Source organism: Streptomyces sp. NPDC092296 (assembly GCF_044755465.1).
Taxonomy (GTDB): Bacteria; Actinomycetota; Actinomycetes; order Streptomycetales; family Streptomycetaceae; genus Peterkaempfera.
Map to the genome: position 1 here is coordinate 1,147,822 of NZ_JBIVRB010000001.1, position 13,961 is coordinate 1,161,782.

A 13,961-nucleotide genomic window follows, 5' to 3' on the forward strand; every position below is an offset into this window, starting at 1 on the left:
GAGCCGTCGTCAGGAGTACGCCGTGCTGCACCCGATCGAGTCCACCAAGAGCGCCACCGACCAGAGCGTTCCGGGTCAGTTCAGCCCGAGCCAGCACGGTCAGCAGCCCGGCCAGCACGCCCCGGGTGACGACAGCCCCTGGCACTCCGGAGCCGCCTGCCGGCGGGACGAAGCCGGCCTGTTCTTCGCGCCGTCCAAGGAGCCGACGGCCGCCCGGCTGGCCCGCGAGGAGGCGGCCAAGCGGGTGTGCGCCCGCTGCCCGGTGCTGCTGGAGTGCCGTGAGCACGCCCTCGCGCAGCCGGAGCCGTACGGCGTCTGGGGCGGGCTGACCGCCGCCGAGCGCCGGGTGGTGCTGGCGCGCCGCCGACGCCGGGAGGTGGAGCTGCGGGCCGATGTGCAGCGGGCCACCCGGGGGCGCATCGCGGCTGCGGGCTGAGCGCGGGCCGTACGGGGGCGGACCGGCCGGGCCGGGCGGCGCCGGCGGGGCTCCGGAGGTGATCACTCCGGGGCGCCGCCGGCGCCGGTCGTGTCTGCGGCGCCGAGTGGGCCGGCCGTCAGTCGGCGCGGTCCCTCAGTTGGCGCGGTCCCTCAGTTGGCGCGGTCGAAGTCGATCGCGCTGTAGGCCCGCAGCTTGGACAGCCTGTGGGTGGAGTTGATCTCTCGGATGGTGCCGCTCTTGGAACGCATCACCAGCGAACTGGTGGTCGCCGTCTCGGCGCGGTAGCGCACCCCGCGCAGCAGCTCGCCGTCGGTGATCCCGGTGGCCACGAAGAACACGTTCTCGCCGCTCACCAGGTCGTCGGTGGTGAGCACCCGGTCCAGGTCGTGGCCGGCGTCCAGCGCCTTCTGCCGCTCCTGGTCGTCCTTGGGCCACAGCCGGCCCTGGATCACCCCGCCCATGCACTTCATGGCGCAGGCCGTGATGATGCCCTCGGGGGTGCCGCCGACGCCGAGCAGCAGGTCGACGCCGGTGCTCTCGCGGGCGGCCATGATGGCACCGGCCACATCGCCGTCGGATATGAACTTTATTCGGGCGCCGGCCTCGCGCACCTCCCTGGCCAGCTCCTCGTGCCGGGGCCGGTCCAGGATGACCACGGTGACGTTCTCCACCGCCGTGCCCTTGGCCTTGGCCACCCGGCGGACGTTCACCGCCGGGGGCGCGGTGATGTCCACGTACTCGGCGGCCTCCGGGCCGGTCGCCAGCTTGTCCATGTAGAAGACCGCGCTGGGGTCGAACATGGTGCCCCGGTCGGCCGCCGCGAGCACGGACACCGCATTGCCCATGCCCTTGGCGGTCAGGGTGGTGCCGTCCACCGGGTCCACGGCGACGTCGCACTCCGCGCCGGTCCCGTCGCCCACCCGCTCGCCGTTGAAGAGCATCGGGGCCTCGTCCTTCTCCCCCTCGCCGATGACGACCACGCCGTTCATCGACACGGTGTGGACGAGGGTGCGCATGGCCTTGACGGCCGCGCCGTCCGCGCCGTTCTTGTCGCCCCGGCCGACCCAGCGGCCGGCGGCCATCGCGGCGGCCTCGGTGACACGGACGAGTTCCAGGGCCAGGTTGCGGTCCGGGGCTTCGGGGGCGACCTCCAGCGGCGGGGGCAGGTGGTGGGAGTTCTGGGCGGTCATCGGCGACACCTCTCTGTGTGCGACGGCCGGGAATGAGGGTGCTGCGATCGTATCCGCGCAGCGCAAGGCGTCTGCTGGCCGCCTGCCCGCCCCGGAGCCGCCGAAGCGCGGCACGCCCCGGCAGTGCGCGGGACCCCGGGTTCGGGGTGGGGGCCGGGATGGGTCACCATGGGGTCGTGGCGAGTGATGCGAAGGCGAAGCGGGGTCGGCAGACGGTGCGGGACATGGTCCTCTCGCTGCTGGCGATCTGCGCGGTGGCGGCGGCGGTGTACGTCTTCATCCCGCACAGCGAGGGCAAGGGCGTGGAGACGGTGAGCTACTCCGTCGACCTGGCGACCGCGCGCCGGGCGGCGCCCTACCCGGTGCTGGCGCCGGAGGGGCTGCCGCAGCAGTGGCGGGCCACCTCGGTGCGGTACAGCGCCGACGACGAGGGCCATGCCACCTGGCACCTCGGCTTCCTCACGCCCTCCGGCTCGTACGCTGCCGTCGAGCAGAGCGACGACAGCGCGGGGGGCCTGGTCCGGGCCCAGGTCAAGGGCGGCCGGCCGGACGGCTCCGCTTCGGTCGACGGCCGACCCTGGGACCGCTACCGGGGCGACCACTACCGCGCCCTGGTCCGCAGCACGGGCACGACGGGCACCACGATGGTCACCGGCAGCGCCTCCTACGGCGAACTCGAACAACTCGCCCAAGCCCTCCACTGACCCCGCCCCCTCCCCCAGGAACGCGAGGAACTGCGCGCCCAGCCTCCTACGGCGGTCCGAAACCGTACGCACAGCGGCCCGGCACCTCCCCGAGGGGCGCGAGGAACTGCGCGACAAACCCCCCACGGCGGTCCGAAACCGTACGCACAGCCACCCGGCACCCCCCAGGGGCGCGAGGAACTGCGCGACAAACCCCCCACGGCGGCCCGAAACCGTACACACAGCCACCCGGCACCCCCCAGGGGCGCGAGGAACTGCGCGACAAACCCCCCACGGCGGCCCGAAACCGTACGCGCAGCCGCCAAGCCCCCGTGAACAGCCGACGGCCCCGCCTCCCGGGAGGGAAGGAACGGGGCCGGTGCGGAGACGGAGCAGGTCAGACGGTGGTGACGACCTCGTCGTAGGCGAGGCGCGGGTTGCGGGGGAACCAGCCGTCCTTGGCGGGCTTGCCGATGTTCACCACGGCGAGCACCGAGTGGTCACCGTCAGGGAAGAACGCCTTGTCGATGCCGGCCGCGTCGAAGCCGGTCATCGGCCCGGCGGCCAGCCCCGCCGCCCGGATGCCCAGGATGAAGTAGCCGACCTGGAGGGTCGCGTTGAAGCTGCCGGCCTGCTCACGGACCGGCCGCTCACCGAAGATGACGTCCTTGGCCTGCGGGAAGTGCGGAACCAGCTTCGGAAGCTCCTCGTGGAACTCGTAGTCCGCAGCCAAGATGGCGACCAGCGGGGCCTTGGCGGTCTTCTCCTTGTTGCCGTCCGACATCAGGCCGACCAGCCGCTCCCGAGCCTCGGCGGAACGCACCAGCACCACCCGCAGCGGCTGCTGGTTGAACGCGGTCGGCGCATACTTCACCAGCTCGTACACGGCCTTGATCAGCTCGTCGCTGACGGGCTCGTCGGTGAAGCCGTTGGTGGTGTGGGCCTCGCGGAACAGCAGGTCCTGGGCGGCGGGGTCGAGAGCCAGCAGGCCGGGGGTGGCGGTCGTCATCGTGTGTCGTACCTTCTTGATCGGACGGGAACGGCCGGAACACCGCTCGCCCGATGACAACGTAGGTGAATCTTCAACCGCTTCCGGATGGCGCAGTGAGGTACCTCACAAACACCCCGAACCCGGACCGCCTCACTCCGCGCCGCCGGACGCCCCCTCCGAGGCCAGCGCCGCGTCCAACCGCTCCCGCGCGCCGTCCAGCCACCGCCGGCACACCTTCGCCAGCTGCTCGCCGCGCTCCCACAGCGCCAGCGACTCCTCCAGCGAGGTGCCGCCCGCCTCCAGCCGCCGCACCACCTCAAGCAGCGCCTCACGCGCCTGCTCATAGCCCAGCGCGCCGTCCGCGTCGCCGCTGCCGCCCTCGCCGCCCGCCTGCACGCCGCCCTCGTCGCGGATCTCCTGGTTCGCCATGTCTGCCAGCGTAGGGGGAACCGCCGACAGAACGGGCGCACCGCATATCCGGTAGCCGCCGACCGGCCTACTCGCTACCGTCCGGTCATGCACGCCGTACGCCCCGCCGCCCCCGCCGACGCGCCCGAACTGGCCCGGCTGCGGCTGCTGATGTTCCAGGCCATGCCCTCGATGGCCGACCGCGCCCACCCCGGCCCGTGGCAGGACACCACCGAGGCGATGCTGCGCCGGGAGCTGGCCGCCGCCGGGAGCCGACTGGCCGCGTTCGTCACCGACGACCCGGACCGGCCCGGTGGGCTGGCCGCCTGCGCGGTCGGCACCCTGGAGCAGCGGCTGCCCGCGCCGGGCAACCCCTCGGGGCTGTTCGGCTTCGTCTTCAACGTCTGCACCGACCCCGGGCAGCGCGGCCGGGGCCACGCCAGGGCCTGCACCGTCGCGCTGCTCGACTGGTTCGACCGGCGCGGCGCCACCCGCGTCGACCTGCACGCGACCACCGAGGCGGAGGCCCTGTACCGCAGCCTCGGCTTCACCGACCACTCCATCCCGCTCTCCCGCACCCGGCTGCGGTTCGAGCCGCTCGAGCCGCTCGAGCCGCTCGGGCCGCTCGGGCCGTGAGCCGGGTCAGCCGGATCAGTCGGGCTCGGCGACCGTCACCGTGAAGCCGCCCTCGGCCACCCGGGCACGCAGCGTGTCCCCCGTCGCCACCTCGTCGGGGGCGCGCACCACCGCCCCGTCGGCCCGCTGGAGCACCGCGTAACCCCGCCGCAGCGTGGCGGCGGGGGAGAGCGCCACCACCCGGGCCAGGGTGTGCTCCAGGTCGGAGGAGGCCCGGTCCAGCTGGTGGCCCACGGACCGCCGGGAGCGCTCCAGCAGCGCCGCCACCTCCGCCGTACGGTCCGACACCATCCGCAGCGGCGCCGCCAGCACCGGCCGGCTCAGCACCGCCGCCAGCCCCGCCTGCTCGCGCTCTATCCGGCCGCGCACGGCGTGCCGCGCCCGGTCGCGCAGCTGGGCGATCCGGGCGGACTCCTCGCCCACGTCCGGCACCACCCGCTTGGCGGCGTCGGTGGGCGTGGAGGCCCGCAGGTCGGCGACGAAGTCCAGCAGCGGCTGGTCCGGCTCATGGCCGATCGCGCTCACCACCGGCGTCCGCGCCGCCGCCACCGTACGGACCAGCTGCTCGTCGGAGAAGGGCAGCAGGTCCTCCACGCTGCCGCCGCCCCGGGCCACCACGATCACGTCCACCTCGGGGTGCTCGTCCAGCTCCCGCACCGCCGCCACCACCTGGGCGACGGCGGTCGCCCCCTGGACGGCGACATTGCGCACCTCGAACCGGACGGCGGGCCAGCGGTGCCGGGCGTTGTGCAGCACGTCCCGCTCGGCGGCCGACGCCCGGCCGGTGACCAGGCCGACGCAGCGCGGCAGGAACGGCAGCGGCTTCTTGCGGTCGGCCGCGAACAGCCCCTCCCCGGCGAGGCGCCGCTTCAGCTGCTCCAGCCGGGCCAGCAGCTCGCCCAGCCCCACCGGGCGGATCTCGGCGGCGCGCAGCGACAGGGTGCCCCGGGCGCCGTACCACTCGGGCTTGGCGTGCACCACCACCCGGGCGCCCTCGGTGACCACGTCCGCCACCGGGTCGAAGACGGCGCGGAAGCAGGTGACCGTCATCGAGACGTCCGCCGAGGGGTCGCGCAGCGTCAGGAAGACCACGCCCGCCCCGGGACGCCTGCTGAGCTGGGTGATCTGGCCCTCCACCCAGACCGCGCCCAGCCGGTCGATCCAGCCGCCGATCAGGGAGGAGACCTTGCCGACCGGGATCGGCGCGTCCGGTGAGGTGTCGAGGGCCATGCGCCGAGCCTAGCGGCGGCCCCCGACACCGAGGCCCGACGGTGAGCCCGACACCGAGGCCCGACGGTGAGTCCGACACCGAGGCCCGACAAGTCCGGCCGGGGTGCGGGATCGCCTGCTGCCGGGCGGGGTTCGGCCCGTACGATGGCCCCATGTCTGCAACTGCCCAGCGCCGCGTCCTGCTCGCCGCCCCCCGGGGCTACTGCGCCGGCGTCGACCGTGCCGTCATCGCCGTGGAGAAGGCCCTGGAGCAGTACGGGGCGCCGATCTACGTCCGCAAGCAGATCGTCCACAACAAGTACGTCGTGCAGACCCTGGAGAAGAAGGGCGCGATCTTCGTCGACGAGACGGAGGAGGTGCCCGAGGGCTCCATCGTGGTCTTCTCCGCGCACGGCGTCGCCCCCGCCGTCCACGACGAGGCCGAGCGCGGCCGGCTCGCCACCATCGACGCCACCTGCCCGCTGGTGACCAAGGTCCACAAGGAGGCCGTCCGCTTCGCCGAGGAGGACTACGACATCCTGCTGATCGGCCACGACGGCCACGAGGAGGTCATCGGCACCAAGGGCGAGGCCCCCGACCGCATCCACCTGGTCGACGGCCCGCAGGACGTCGCCAACGTCACGGTGCGCGACGAGAGCAAGGTCGTCTGGCTCTCCCAGACCACCCTCTCGGTGGACGAGACGATGGCCACCGTCGACAGCCTCAAGCAGCGCTTCCCCGCCCTGGTCAGCCCGCCCAGCGACGACATCTGCTACGCCACCCAGAACCGCCAGGTGGTGGTCAAGCAGATCGCCCCCGAGACCGACCTGCTGATCGTGGTCGGCTCCAAGAACTCCTCCAACTCGGTGCGCCTGGTCGAGGTCGGCCTGGAGTACGGCGCCGGCGCCGCCCACCTGGTCGACTTCGCCGACGAGATCGACGAGACCTGGCTGACCGGCGTCACCACGGTCGGCGTCACCAGCGGCGCCTCGGTGCCGGAGGTGCTGGTCCAGGGCGTGCTGGAGTGGCTGGCCGCTCGCGGGTACGAGGACGTGCAGACCGTCCGCTCGGTCGAGGAGCACCTTCAGTTCTCGCTGCCCAAGGAGCTGCGCCGCGACCTGCGCGCCGAGGCCGCCGACCGGATGAGCGGGAAGTAGCGCGGGTCTTCGCCGCGCCGCACCGGGTAGGAGCAGGGCGGCGCGGCACCCCCGGTCGAGGAGGCATCGGTGAAGTCGTTCGGCGTGGACATCGGCGGCTCGGGCATCAAGGGCGCGCCCGTCGACCTGGCCCGGGGGGACCTCTCGGCGGAGCGGATGAAGGTGCTCACCCCGCACCCCGCCGCGCCGCCGGCCGTGGTGGACGCCGTCTGCCAGGTCGTCGAGCACTTCGGGCGGCGCGGGCCGGTCGGCATCACCTTCCCCGGCGTCGTGGTGGACGGCCACACCCTGACGGCGGCGAACGTCGACTCCGGCTGGGTCGGCACCGACGCGGTCGACCTGTTCGCCCAGGCGCTGGGCCTGCCGGTGGCGCTGCTCAACGACGCGGACGCGGCCGGAGTGGCCGAGATGGCGTACGGCGCCGGGCGGGGCCGGGGCGGCGTGGTGCTGATGCTGACCTTCGGCACCGGGATCGGCAGCGCCCTGTTCGTGGACGGGGTGCTGGTGCCCAACACCGAGCTGGGCCACCTGGAGCTGGGCGGCAAGGACGCCGAGCGGCGCGCCTCCTCGGCGGCCAAGGAGCGGCACGACCTCAGCTGGGCGAAGTGGGCCGAACGGGTGGACGCCTACCTGGCCCACCTGGAGGGGCTGTTCTCACCGCAGACCGTCATCGTCGGCGGCGGGGTGAGCCGCAAGCACGACCGGTTCCTGCCGCTGCTGACCCGGCGCCGCGCCGAGGTGGTACCGGCGCAGCTGCTCAACAACGCCGGGATCGTCGGCGCGGCGATGGCCGCCGCCAAACTCCGCTGACCCGGCGCGGCCGGGGCGGTTCAGCGGCGCCGCGACCTGCGCAGCGCCAGATAGCGGGCCGCCACGATGGCCGCCGCGAGTCCGGTACCGGTGAAGAGCCACCCGGCGTGGGTCGCCAGCCCGGCGGCCAGCGCCATCAGATGCCCGCCGAACCCGTGCCCGGTGGACGGCCCGAGCACCAGCAGGGCCAGCGCGAAGGCGATCGGCCCGCTGATCGGCGCGGCCGGCAGGTCGGCCCGCCGCACCCGTACCGCCACCTGGAAGCAGACGGCGACATAGACCAGCCCGAACAGCACCCCGAGGCCGCCCAGCAGCAGATGGTCGGCGAGGGCGCCCAGCAGCGTGGCGGCCATCGCCACCACCGCGACGCCCACGGCGGTCAGCCGCCGGCTGGGCGCCACTCCGCCGCGTGCGCCGCCGACGGTGTCCGACTGCGGCCGGGCCCCGGGCAGCCGCAGCCGCCCCCGGGACACCGGCTCGCGGGGGCCGGCCGGTCCGGGCACGGCGGCCTTCGGGGCGCCCCCGGCGGCGCTCCGGCTGCGGGGCCGGGGCGGTTGACTGCGCGTGCGTTGCTGCTCCACCGTTACAACGTACGGTCAGATGAACGCCACTCTCCGTCACGGACACGCCGACCGCGCCCCGGTCACCCGAACGCCCCGCGCGCCGCAGGGCCGCCCGGGGGCGGCCCGGGGGTGGGTGCCGACCCGTAGACTTGTGGATCGGCCCCGTACGCGGGCCGCGCCCCATCCCAGCCTCTCCTCCACGGGAAGTCGCCACGTGTCGCTCACGATCGGAATCGTCGGCCTGCCGAATGTCGGCAAGTCGACCCTGTTCAACGCCCTGACCAAGAACGACGTGCTGGCGGCCAACTACCCGTTCGCCACCATCGAGCCCAACGTCGGCGTGGTCGGCGTCCCCGACCCCCGCCTGGACAAGCTCGCCGAGGTCTTCGGCTCGCAGCGCAAGCTCCCGGCGACGGTCGACTTCGTGGACATCGCCGGTATCGTCCGGGGCGCCTCCGAAGGGCAGGGCCTGGGCAACAAGTTCCTGGCCAACATCCGCGAGTCGGACGCGATCTGCCAGGTCATCCGGGCCTTCAACGACCCCGACGTGGTGCATGTGGACGGCAAGGTCTCGCCCAAGGACGACATCGAGACCATCCACACCGAACTGATCCTGGCCGACCTCCAGACCATCGAGAAGGCCCTGCCGAGGCTCCAGAAGGAGGCCCGGCTGAAGAAGGAGACGGTCGCGGTCGCCGCCGCCGTCGAGCAGGCCCAGAAGGTGCTGGAGGCGGGCGACACCGTCTTCCACGCCGGCCTGGACCCCGAGCCGCTGCGCGAACTGCACCTGCTCACCGCCAAGCCCTTCATCTACGTCTTCAACGTGGACGAGGACGAGCTGACCGACGAGGACTTCAAGGATGGCCTGCGCGCACTGGTCGCCCCGGCCGAGGCGGTCTTCCTCAACGCCAAGATCGAGTCCGAGCTGATCGAGCTGGCCGACGACGAAGCCCTGGAACTCCTCCAGTCCATGGGCCAGGACGAGCCCGGCTTGGTCACCCTGGCCCACGTCGGCTTCCGCACCCTCGGCCTCCAGACCTACCTCACCGCCGGCCCCAAGGAGGCCCGCGCCTGGACGATCCGCAAGGGCGCCACCGCCCCCGAGGCCGCCGGGGTCATCCACACCGACTTCCAGAAGGGCTTCATCAAGGCCGAGATCGTCTCCTTCGACGACCTGGTCGAGTGCGGCTCCATCCCCGACGCCCGCGCCAAGGGCAAGGCCCGCATGGAGGGCAAGGACTACGTCATGCAGGACGGCGACGTGGTGGAGTTCCGCTTCAACGTGTAGCGGCCGCACCACACCGCTGATCCGGCAAAAGTGCAGGTCAGAAGGGGCCCACTCCTCCGGGGGTGGGCCCCTTGCCCTTTCCCGTGCTGGATCGATGTCGGAGTGGCTGATCATCCGTCAGTTATTTTCCTCCCCCTGAGTGGCGCCAAGAGTGGTACGTTATTAGGTACCGCTCGATGGAAGGGTCAGGGCATGTCCATAACCGCGAGTGAAGCCCGCAGGGAACTGTTTCCGCTGATCAAGAAGGTCAACGAGAACCACGAGGTTGTTGAGATCGTCTCGAAGCACGGTAACGCCGTGCTTGTCTCGGCCGATGACTATGCGGCGCTGCGCGAGGGCTCGTACCTGTTGCGCTCGCCGACGAACGCCCGGCGGCTGCTCAAGGCGTACGAGAACGCCCTGTCTCACGTCAACGTGTCGGAGCGTGAGTTGATCGATCCGGGCCCGTCAGATGCTGGTGCGGGTGCCGTGTGAGGCTTGTCTTTGAGGACCAGGGCTGGGAGGACTACACGTCCTGGCTCAAGAATGACCGTAAGATGCTCGCTCGGATCAACAAACTCGTCGAAGACGTCAGGCGTGATCCCTTCTCGGGAATCGGCAAGCCTGAGCCACTGAAGTACCACTTGCCGGGGGCTTGGTCGCGACGGATCGATGACGAGCACCGCCTCGTCTACCTGGTGACGAGCGAGGAGATCGTCATTCTCGCTGCCAGGTACCACTACTGATCGATGGGTGACGGTGGGGGTGGAGTGCCCCTCCGGGCTCCGATGGCCTCCTCGAAATCTCCGTTTCGCAGGCGAAACCCCTGGTTCACGTTGTTCCGCTTCACGCTAGCCAAGTTCCATTCCCGCCTTCGGTCCGAAGAAATAGGGGGATTCTCGAATGGCTGATGTCACCTTTTTGAGTCAGGCTGAACCAGTCGATGAGTACGGTCGCGCTCTTTATGCGGTGTCGCGATCGATTTTGAGGGCTCATTTCGATGAATTGTCGCAAGCGGACCTTGAAGACCTCAATTGCGATCGGGTGGACGTCACGTTTCGGCAACTCGCTAAGCTCGCTCGCCTTCATCGCGACAAGGGATCGCGCGGAGATGGGTTTGAGTGGGCTGTTCACGAGGCAATTGTCGGTGGCGAACCACGCGTTGTCGACCTGGTAGGCGAAACGCTCAAGAAGGTGAGCCCTAGATCATTTGCCGATTTGGACAGGCCGACGTCCTTGATGTTCGGGCATGAGCGTGCGCGCCATCTCGGATTCACTGAGGCCGTTGTCAACAACGCTAGTGGTGATGCAGTGTTGTTGCCTGACGGATCAGGCCGACCATTCGCATTCGGGTCCTGGGTGCCGATTGCTGCTCGCGGTGTCGCTGCCGAGCCCCAGCTTCGGGAGCGGATCAAGAAGGTATGGAAGACCGACCTGTTCCTGAGCAGTACAGCGAAGACGCGATTTGCTGCCGCGACTGTTAAGAGTAATTGGCATCAACTCGAAGATGGTAATGGGCTCCGAGTGGCGATTGTCCCCCAGGCCGTAGACCTTCCGGCGGGATATCAGAGGTGGGAGGGCCTCCACATGATCGCTCTGCCAGACCCGGACGGCTTTATGGGATTGTTCAACGATGCGTACGAGGCGGTTGCTGAAGCGATTCTGACGGTTGGCAAGCACGATCGTGCTCCCTACTACTACAAGCCGAGTGCGAAGGCGCAGAAGATTCAGGCACAACTGGAAAAGTATGGGAAGGTAAAGGTATTCGACATACTTGGCGCCCTGAATGAAGCGGCGCAGCAGAATCTGATTACTGTCGACCGAAAGCTCATGTCGGTGGAAGCTCCTACGTGGCTCCATATCAATGAAAAGCGTACGCCCATCATCGCGCCGAGGCCGTCGTTCGACAAGCTCGACTGACCTGACGATTACCAGCTGAGAAACGAGTGCGGCGGTGTTGAACCGAGAGGATCTCCTCCGGTACGGACAGCCTGCCTAGATTGCGCACCGCCGTGTCGCCATGGGTCTTCCGCAGCGAGGCCTGCGCTTCCGTCCGTCTTACGGATGGTACTCGCGCACCGCGCGCCAGCGTTTGCTTCGTGACGTTTTTGATCGGGTGGTGGCGGGAGGGCCCCTCCATCGCGGTCGCGGGTGCTGGATGTGTTGGTGAACAGCTACGGTGCTGGATGCGACACTCTCGAGGCCCGTCACTGAGTGACACCACGCCGCTGATCCAGTAAAAGTGCAGATCAAAAGGGGTCCGACCCTCCGGGGCCGGGCCCTGGCCCTGGCCGCGAACCCCTCCCAGGCGTGGCCGTTCCACCGCCGGATCAGTCGAGGCTCGTCGGGGTTCGACCGCCCTCAGGTGTCGTAAACGGTGGAGTGGTGGCCGACGTGTACGACCCAGATCACCAGTTTCCCGTTGTCGATCGTCTAGACGATCCGGTGGTCGCTGACTCGCAGGCGGCGTCTGCCGGGTTGGGACCCACGAGTGCGGTGGTGTCGAAGCCGAGCGGGTCCCTCTCCAGTTCGGTCAGCTTGGCGAGGATGCGGAGCGCCGTGTCGTGGGGGATCTTGCGCAGCTTGGCCTGGGCCTCGGGGTGGAAGGCGGCGCGGTACGGCTATCGTCCGGTTGGACCCTTTTTGCCGGTGTCAGCTGGTGTGGGCCTGATGCCGGGTGGGGCGGAGTAGGTCGAGGACGTGGGTCCAGTTGTAGGTGTCGGGGGCGCCGTTGGCTTTGGGTTGGTGGGGGACGTAGTCGCCGATCATGACGCCCATCGAGCGGAGCCGGGCCAGGCTCTCGGCGTAGGCGGGGTGGGCGGCCTGGGCGGAGTTGAGGTAGGGCTGGACGGCGGTGGGGATGCCGAGTCCGTACGCCTCGCAGAGGATGCCGAGGGCGAGGGTGTCGGAGGTGCCGGCGGCCCACTTGTTGATGGTGTTGAAGGTGGCGGGGGCGACCGCGATGGCGTCGGCCGGGGGCAGCGGCCGCGGGGCGCCGGGGGTGCGCCAGGCCGACCGGATCGGGTAGCCGGTCTGGGCTTCGACAGCCTCCCGGTCGATGAAGCCGAGCGCGTTCGGGGTGGCCACCACGCCGACCCGCCAGCCCTCGGCGTGGGCGGCGGCGATCAGGGTGCCCACGCCGTCCGCGATGCCCGAGGCGCAGACGATGACGTACAGGAAAGGTGCGCGCTGGTCGGTCACCCCTGGACTCCCAACTCCCGGCGGAAAAGGCGAGGTTCGGGGACGGCCCCGCGCCGGTTGCGCGCGGCGACGTCTCCGGGGTCAGTCTGCCGTGCTGAGGGTGGGACGGTGCGGCTTTGCGCGCGGCGGTCGCCCGGGTGCTGCTGGAGACGGGCCGACGACCTGGAGGTCGCCGTCGGCGGTGCGAGGGCCTGACAGCGGTGCTCGCGATGGCCCACCCGTACCGGTACCGGCTGATGGCCGATCGCCCACCGTCGCTTGACGCGTCGGCGGCCTGCCCGGACGGACGGGCCTCGGAGCCGATCCCCGCAGGCCACCGGAGGCGACCGGGACCGGGCCCGCGCTGCCTGGGCCTTGGCTCACGGCGTGGTGGTGCTCGGGCCGGGGTCAGGTCCACTCCCAGCGGATGCCGATCTGGCCGGGCTGCTGGTCCAGCGAGACCAGGTGGGCGCCGCCGGAGGCGCCGAGCCAGAGTTGGCGGCGGAGGCGGTCGGTGTCGGCGCCGGGGTCGCGTTCGTAGCGGTAGCAGTGGGCCGGCGCCTCGCCCGGGGCGAACTGCACCTGGAGGACGTACTGCCGCACCGGCACGGCGAACCGGCGGCCGTAGCAGGTGGCCGGGGTGGGGGAGGCGATCCGCACCTCGTACTCGAAGACGGCCGTGTCACCGAGCCCCAGCGGGGCGTCCAGCAGCAGTTCCGCGACCACGATCCGGGCCTCCGGCTGGTGGCGGACCCGGCCCAGCCGGGCATGGCGGACCCGGCCGATGGCCGGCAGCTGGTCGCTGTCCTCGTCGGAGCGGTGCACCACCAGGCAGCGCGAGACCCCGCCGGCGGTGGCCCGCACCACCTGGTGCATCCGCAGCACGCTCTCGCCGCGCCCCACGTCGACCTGGAAGGTGTCGTGCACGCTCAGCCGCTCCAGCTCATCGCCCGGGGTGGCCTCCAGCTCCTCGAAGACCTCCGCCAGCCAGCGCTCGCCCGGCCACAGCTCGGCCACGCCCAGCCCTTCGGAGGCGGCGGGCGCGGACGGCCGGGCCGCCGCCCAGCGGCCGCGCGGGCGGGGCGGCCCGAGCAGGGTGGTCAGGGTGCCGCCGGGCAGGTCGAGGATCTCCTCCAGCAGCCGTACGGCGTGCATGGACGAGGCCCGCTCGGGCTGGCTGCGCCCGCGCCGCCAGTAGCTCAGCGTGGTGACGCTGACCCGGGCGCCGCGCGCGGCCAGGGTGTGCCGGATGCGGTCCAGGCTGAGCCCGCTGGCCTCCACGGCGGCGTGCAGCGTCTCCGCGAAGCCGCCCGCGCCCCGGGCGGCCGTCGGCTCGGGGGCGGACCGGCTCTCGACCAGCCACAGTGGCCGACCGGTCGGCAGCTGCTGAGGGACCATGCGGTTTCCTCCCCCGACGCGGTGGACGGG

General features: G+C 71.2%; 16 protein-coding genes and 1 pseudogene. 9 read left to right on the top strand and 8 right to left on the bottom strand.

The features are described from left to right. The first annotated feature begins 22 nt into the window (after nucleotides 1–22). Complete coding sequence (locus tag ACIQGZ_RS05340; RefSeq protein ID WP_402599484.1) at nucleotides 23–436, top strand: WhiB family transcriptional regulator; 414 nt, start codon at nucleotides 23–25, stop codon at nucleotides 434–436. Nucleotides 437–588: 152 nt separating this feature from the next. On the opposite strand, the gene glpX is transcribed toward ACIQGZ_RS05340, so the two are convergent. Beyond that, nucleotides 589–1,629, bottom strand: coding sequence for a class II fructose-bisphosphatase (glpX, locus tag ACIQGZ_RS05345; RefSeq protein ID WP_402599485.1), 1,041 nt, complete (start codon nucleotides 1,627–1,629; stop codon nucleotides 589–591). Nucleotides 1,630–1,805: 176 nt separating this feature from the next. Here glpX and ACIQGZ_RS05350 point away from each other — a divergent pair, with 176 nt between their 5' ends. Beyond that, nucleotides 1,806–2,333, top strand: coding sequence for a DUF4245 domain-containing protein (locus ACIQGZ_RS05350; protein WP_402599486.1), 528 nt, complete (start codon nucleotides 1,806–1,808; stop codon nucleotides 2,331–2,333). Nucleotides 2,334–2,709: 376 nt separating this feature from the next. Here ACIQGZ_RS05350 and ACIQGZ_RS05355 read toward each other — a convergent pair whose 3' ends face one another. Together ACIQGZ_RS05355 and ACIQGZ_RS05360 are read right to left on the bottom strand one after the other, a co-directional pair. After that, nucleotides 2,710–3,321: a malonic semialdehyde reductase gene (locus ACIQGZ_RS05355; RefSeq protein WP_402599487.1), complete on the bottom strand. Its 612-nt coding sequence runs from the start codon at nucleotides 3,319–3,321 to the stop codon at nucleotides 2,710–2,712. 132 nt (nucleotides 3,322–3,453) lie between these two features. Further along, nucleotides 3,454–3,732, bottom strand: coding sequence for an exodeoxyribonuclease VII small subunit (locus ACIQGZ_RS05360; protein WP_402599488.1), 279 nt, complete (start codon nucleotides 3,730–3,732; stop codon nucleotides 3,454–3,456). Between the two features lie 87 nt (nucleotides 3,733–3,819). Here ACIQGZ_RS05360 and ACIQGZ_RS05365 point away from each other — a divergent pair, with 87 nt between their 5' ends. After that, complete coding sequence (locus ACIQGZ_RS05365; protein WP_402599489.1) at nucleotides 3,820–4,347, top strand: GNAT family N-acetyltransferase; 528 nt, start codon at nucleotides 3,820–3,822, stop codon at nucleotides 4,345–4,347. Between the two features lie 15 nt (nucleotides 4,348–4,362). Here the strand turns inward: ACIQGZ_RS05365 and xseA are convergent, their stop codons facing one another. Further along, entirely contained in the window at nucleotides 4,363–5,577 is a 1,215-nt protein-coding gene (xseA, locus tag ACIQGZ_RS05370) for an exodeoxyribonuclease VII large subunit (protein ID WP_402599490.1), read from the bottom strand. Nucleotides 5,578–5,729: 152 nt separating this feature from the next. Between xseA and ACIQGZ_RS05375 the strand changes: the two genes are divergently transcribed. Together ACIQGZ_RS05375 and ppgK are read left to right on the top strand one after the other, a co-directional pair. After that, a complete protein-coding gene (locus ACIQGZ_RS05375) occupies nucleotides 5,730–6,713 on the top strand; it encodes a 4-hydroxy-3-methylbut-2-enyl diphosphate reductase (RefSeq protein WP_402599491.1) in 984 nt (327 codons plus the stop codon). 69 nt (nucleotides 6,714–6,782) lie between these two features. Then, nucleotides 6,783–7,523: a polyphosphate--glucose phosphotransferase gene (gene ppgK, locus ACIQGZ_RS05380; RefSeq protein WP_402599492.1), complete on the top strand. Its 741-nt coding sequence runs from the start codon at nucleotides 6,783–6,785 to the stop codon at nucleotides 7,521–7,523. A 20-nt stretch (nucleotides 7,524–7,543) separates the two neighbouring features. On the opposite strand, the gene ACIQGZ_RS05385 is transcribed toward ppgK, so the two are convergent. Continuing rightward, entirely contained in the window at nucleotides 7,544–8,104 is a 561-nt protein-coding gene (locus tag ACIQGZ_RS05385) for a DUF6542 domain-containing protein (RefSeq protein ID WP_402599493.1), read from the bottom strand. Nucleotides 8,105–8,300: 196 nt separating this feature from the next. On the opposite strand from ACIQGZ_RS05385, the gene ychF reads away from it, so the two are divergent. The 4 genes from ychF (at nucleotide 8,301) to ACIQGZ_RS05405 (ending at nucleotide 11,273) form a co-directional block, all read left to right on the top strand. Beyond that, nucleotides 8,301–9,374, top strand: coding sequence for a redox-regulated ATPase YchF (gene ychF, locus ACIQGZ_RS05390; protein WP_402599494.1), 1,074 nt, complete (start codon nucleotides 8,301–8,303; stop codon nucleotides 9,372–9,374). A gap of 192 nt (nucleotides 9,375–9,566) precedes the next feature. Further along, a complete protein-coding gene (locus ACIQGZ_RS05395; protein WP_402599495.1) occupies nucleotides 9,567–9,848 on the top strand; it encodes a type II toxin-antitoxin system Phd/YefM family antitoxin in 282 nt (93 codons plus the stop codon). Next, nucleotides 9,845–10,099, top strand: a complete 255-nt coding sequence (locus ACIQGZ_RS05400) for a Txe/YoeB family addiction module toxin (protein ID WP_402599496.1) — start codon at nucleotides 9,845–9,847, stop codon at nucleotides 10,097–10,099. The genes ACIQGZ_RS05395 and ACIQGZ_RS05400 overlap by 4 nt, the downstream gene beginning before the upstream one ends. A gap of 157 nt (nucleotides 10,100–10,256) precedes the next feature. Continuing rightward, the gene (locus ACIQGZ_RS05405) at nucleotides 10,257–11,273 is read left to right on the top strand and encodes a hypothetical protein (RefSeq protein ID WP_402599497.1); all 1,017 of its coding nucleotides are present in this window, start codon (nucleotides 10,257–10,259) and stop codon (nucleotides 11,271–11,273) included. A 441-nt stretch (nucleotides 11,274–11,714) separates the two neighbouring features. Here the strand turns inward: ACIQGZ_RS05405 and ACIQGZ_RS05410 are convergent. The 3 genes and pseudogenes from ACIQGZ_RS05410 to ACIQGZ_RS05420 form a co-directional block, all read right to left on the bottom strand. Continuing rightward, nucleotides 11,715–11,935 (bottom strand): annotated as a pseudogene (locus tag ACIQGZ_RS05410) (type II toxin-antitoxin system RelE/ParE family toxin). Nucleotides 11,936–12,005: 70 nt separating this feature from the next. After that, a complete protein-coding gene (locus ACIQGZ_RS05415; protein ID WP_402599498.1) occupies nucleotides 12,006–12,554 on the bottom strand; it encodes a flavoprotein in 549 nt (182 codons plus the stop codon). 387 nt (nucleotides 12,555–12,941) lie between these two features. After that, nucleotides 12,942–13,931: a hypothetical protein gene (locus ACIQGZ_RS05420; protein ID WP_402599499.1), complete on the bottom strand. Its 990-nt coding sequence runs from the start codon at nucleotides 13,929–13,931 to the stop codon at nucleotides 12,942–12,944. Between the last annotated feature and the right edge of the window lie 30 nt (nucleotides 13,932–13,961).